This window comes from Pseudorhizobium flavum, assembly GCF_044142885.1.
Taxonomy (GTDB): Bacteria; Pseudomonadota; Alphaproteobacteria; order Rhizobiales; family Rhizobiaceae; genus Neorhizobium; species Neorhizobium flavum.
The window spans coordinates 1-3,764 of sequence record NZ_JBIOKZ010000031.1 but is presented as its reverse complement, the minus strand read 5'-3'; the positions used below and the strand labels follow the sequence as shown (position 1 = coordinate 3,764).

Here is a 3,764-nt window from a genome sequence, read left to right as displayed (position 1 = left end):
ATCATCTCGAGCAGGATCTTGCCCGGGTTGGCGAGGCGATGGACCTCGCCCTGCGGGATGTAGACGCTTTCGTTCTCCCGCACTGTCTTCACCTCGTCGCCAATCGTGACCTCCGCCGTGCCCTTTACACAGATCCAGTGCTCGGAACGGTGGTGATGCTTCTGCAGAGACAGCTTCTTGCCCGGCGAGACGAACAGGCGCTTCACCTGGAAGCGGTCGCCGTTGAGAATGGAGGTATAGCCGCCCCAGGGGCGGTAGGAGGTAGGGTGGGTCTCGGTGAGTGGCGACGTCGCCTTGTCGGCAGCGAGCTTCTTGACCATGCGGCCGACATTCTGGCTCTCCTCCAGCCGCCCGACATAGACCGCATCCTCGCTGGCAATGACGACGACGTTTTCCAGTCCCTGCACCGCAAGGTGGCTGGTGCGGGACATGACGAGGGAGTCTCGCGTATCCATCAGCGTCGCGTTGCCGGAAACCATGTTGCCGGCCTCGTCGCGCGTGCCAAGTTTCCATACTGCATCCCAGCTGCCGAGATCGGACCAGGTGAAGGACGAGGGGACGACAGCGGCGTTCGAGGTCTTCTCCATGACGGCGTAGTCGATGGAGATGTCCGGGCTCCTGATGAAGGCTGCAGCATCGAGACGGATGAAATCGAGGTCCGTGACCGCGTTCGCGACGGCTTCGCGAGCCGCTTCGGCCACCTCCGGCGCGTGAGCCTCCATTTCCTCCATCAACTTGCCGGCCGTGAACATGAAGATGCCGGAGTTCCAGTAGAAGCCGCCATCCGCCAGCATGCGCTGCGCTTCCTCGAGCGGCGGCTTTTCGACGAAGCGCCTGACGGCATGGGCGCCGCCTCCGAGGGATTCGCCGGCTTCGATATAGCCATAGCCGGTGGCGGGCTCGCTCGGAGTGATGCCGAAGGTCACGAGCCTGCCGGCGATCGCTGCATCCCGTGCAGATCGGATGGCGTCGAAATAGAGCTGATCGGAAGTGATCTCGTGGTCCGATGCGAGCACCTGCATGAGGGCATCGGGACCATGGCGATCGAGGACCAGCGCGGCAGCGGCGGCGATTGCGGCGGCTGTGTTGCGGGCGACCGGCTCCAGCAGCGTGCCCGCCAGCCCGACGCCGGCTTCGCGGGCCTGCTCCGCAACGAGGAAGCGGAAATCCTCGTTGGTAACGACGATCGGCGCCTCGTAGAGCGTGGGGTCGGCAAGGCGTGCCAAGGTTGCCTGGTAGAGCGTCCGGTCACCCACGAACTGGATGAACTGCTTGGGAGCACTTGCGCGCGACAGTGGCCACAGGCGCGTCCCCTTGCCACCGGCCATGATCACCGGCGTTACCCGTCTACTCACCATCCCATCCCCCAATTCCACGCCGTTCAAAAGCGTTCAACCATCGAGCAATGACAGTTGGACGCTCCACACATCCTCATGGCCCTAAAGACGCTAATGTGTCCCATGGATACCGGTTTGCAAAGGCGCTATTGAGCCTGCTCCTCCTATTCTTCCCTGAATGCTTTCATCATCTGGTCTGTGAATGGTTTTGTGAGGAATGATATTGCGGTTCTTTCGTCTGTCTGGATGAAGACTTCGACGGGCATTCCCGGCATGAGCTTGTTGTTGTTGATGATGTGATCCTGTGGCAGTTCGATGGATGCCAGGTAGTAGGGCTGACCGGTTGCGCGGTCTGTTGTGGTTGCCGCGGCAACCACTTCGACAGTGCCATCGACTTCCGGCGTGGTTCTCTGGTTGAATGCCGTGAACCTGAGGCGCGCTGGCTGACCAACTGCAACCCTGTCGATGTCGACAGGTGGAATGCGAACCTCCACCTGGAGATCGTCGCTGTCTGGGACGATCGACATGACGGTTGCCCCAGGCGCCATGATCCCGCCCAGCGTATGGATCTGCAGGTCGTAGACCAGGCCATCGACCGGGGCCCGCACATCCATTCTGGACAGTCGGTCGGTTACCGCGACGGCGCGCTCGCGCAATTCGGCCAGCTTGGCATCCAGTTCGAGGATGGCTGATTGCGCTTGCTTGCGAGCCTCCTGATCGATCGACAGGAGCTTCACGTTCAGCTCGCTGATGCGGCCGAGGACTTCAGCACTCTTGGCGGCCAGCTCCCCGCGCGTGCCTTCAACCCGCGCCTTCTGCCGCAGGAGGTCGCGATGCTGGGCGATCGTGACGAGGCCCTTGGCCAGCAGCCGATCGAGCTTCTCCAGCTCCTGCTCTATGATTGCAGCTTCACGATCGTTTGCCTGGCTTTGCGCGCCAAAGCCATGCACCTGCTCACCCAGCTGGTCGACCTGCAGCCGCAATTGCTCCTTCTGGCTGGCCAGCATGCGGCGGTTCTCCTCAAAGAGCTTCGTCTCGCCTGCGATGATTGAAGGCGGCAGGGCCTCAGCACCAAAGTCGATGGAGGAACGGTCATCACGCTCGGCCCGCAGGCGCGCCTGCATCGCGACCATCTGCTGCAGCTGCGTCTCGATGATCGTCAGCTCCACCCGCGTCTGGGTATCGTCGAGCCGAAGCAGGACATCGCCCTCTTTCACCGCATCGCCATTGGCAACGCGGATCTCGGAGACGATGCCGCCGTCCCTGTGCTGGATTGTCTTGACCTGTTCAGGCACCACGACATGGCCGGAGGCTATGACGGCCCCAGCCAGTTTTGCCTGAGCCGCCCAACCCCCGACACCGATGATCAAGACCCCTGCCAAAAGCGCGGAGGTCATCACCCGCGACGCGATGCTGAACTGGTTCTGGCTGCCCTTGATGTCGTCGTGTCCATTCTGCGTGGATCCGGTCATGCACGTTCTCCCCAATTCTAAAGACCTGCTCCTGGAGGAGCATTCCGCTGCTCAGGCCTGTGCTTGTTCCTGGGCGGCAAGTTCCATTGCTGCCAGCATGAAGTCCTGCTCCGTCAGGTGGTAGCGGCCATGCAGCAGGATCTCGATGTCATCGTCATGCTCGAGGTCGACGATTGCCCTCACAACCGTCCTTTCCTGATCCTCGAACTGCTGGTGATAGAAGGTGATCCGTCCAGCCTGGGCATCATCTTCCACCCCAAGGCCGTCAAAGACGAGACCGCCGAAGGCGGACAGATCGACCCGGTCTCCGGCTGCAAAGTCGCGGATCTCGTCGCGATGAGCGCCGTCCAGGGACGCAAAGCCGAACACGAAGATGTCGTTACCGGCACCTCCGGTCATGATCGTGACGCCGGCGCCATCGACCAGGGTGTCATCGCCACTGCCGCCGATCGCAGCCTCTACGCTCGACAGAGTATCGATATCGGTTTCGATCCCGGTCGCACGACCTATATGAAGATCGATGGTGATGCCGGACCTTGTTGCAGAGGCATCATAGGTGTCGGTTCCAAGACCACCGTCAAAGCTGTCATTGCCATCCGAGGCGGCGTTCCACGCCCCGCGGGCAAACACCAGGAAGGTGTCGTTGCCGTTGTTACCTTCAACCACATCATTGCCGTCGCCGCCGACAAGAATGTCATCGCCCTCGCGGCCCTTCAACTTGTCATGGCCGTCACCGCCATGCAGGATATCGCTGCCGCTGTCGCCGTTCAGCCGATCGTTTCCCCGGCCGCCGCGAATGATCTCGAAGTTGCTGATCGTGTCGCGGCCGATCTCGTCACCCTCGACATATCGTTCATCAAAATCGGCCACGACCGCTTCGACGAGAGCGGTGAGATCGAGTGTGTCAATCCCGTCTCCCCCGTCATAGACATCGTCGCCATCATCCCCATCATCG

The 3,764-nt window shown here is 61.5% G+C and carries 3 protein-coding genes; all 3 read right to left on the bottom strand.

Annotated features, from left to right (window positions below; genetic code table 11):
- A partial coding sequence (locus ACEPP2_RS21160) for a mannose-1-phosphate guanylyltransferase/mannose-6-phosphate isomerase (protein WP_395517878.1) occupies positions 1–1,328 on the bottom strand: 1,328 nt, incomplete at its 3' end.
- 173 nt (positions 1,329–1,501) lie between these two features.
- A complete protein-coding gene (locus ACEPP2_RS21155) occupies positions 1,502–2,809 on the bottom strand; it encodes an HlyD family type I secretion periplasmic adaptor subunit (RefSeq protein WP_395517877.1) in 1,308 nt (435 codons plus the stop codon).
- Between the two features lie 51 nt (positions 2,810–2,860).
- The coding region (locus tag ACEPP2_RS21150) for a calcium-binding protein (protein ID WP_395517847.1) at positions 2,861–3,764 on the bottom strand (904 nt) is incomplete at its 5' end.

Excerpts from the sequence above, each read along its gene's own strand:
- ACEPP2_RS21155 (WP_395517877.1), bottom strand. The coding sequence starts at position 2,809 with ATGACCGGATCCACGCAGAATGGACACGACGACATCAAGGGCAGCCAG.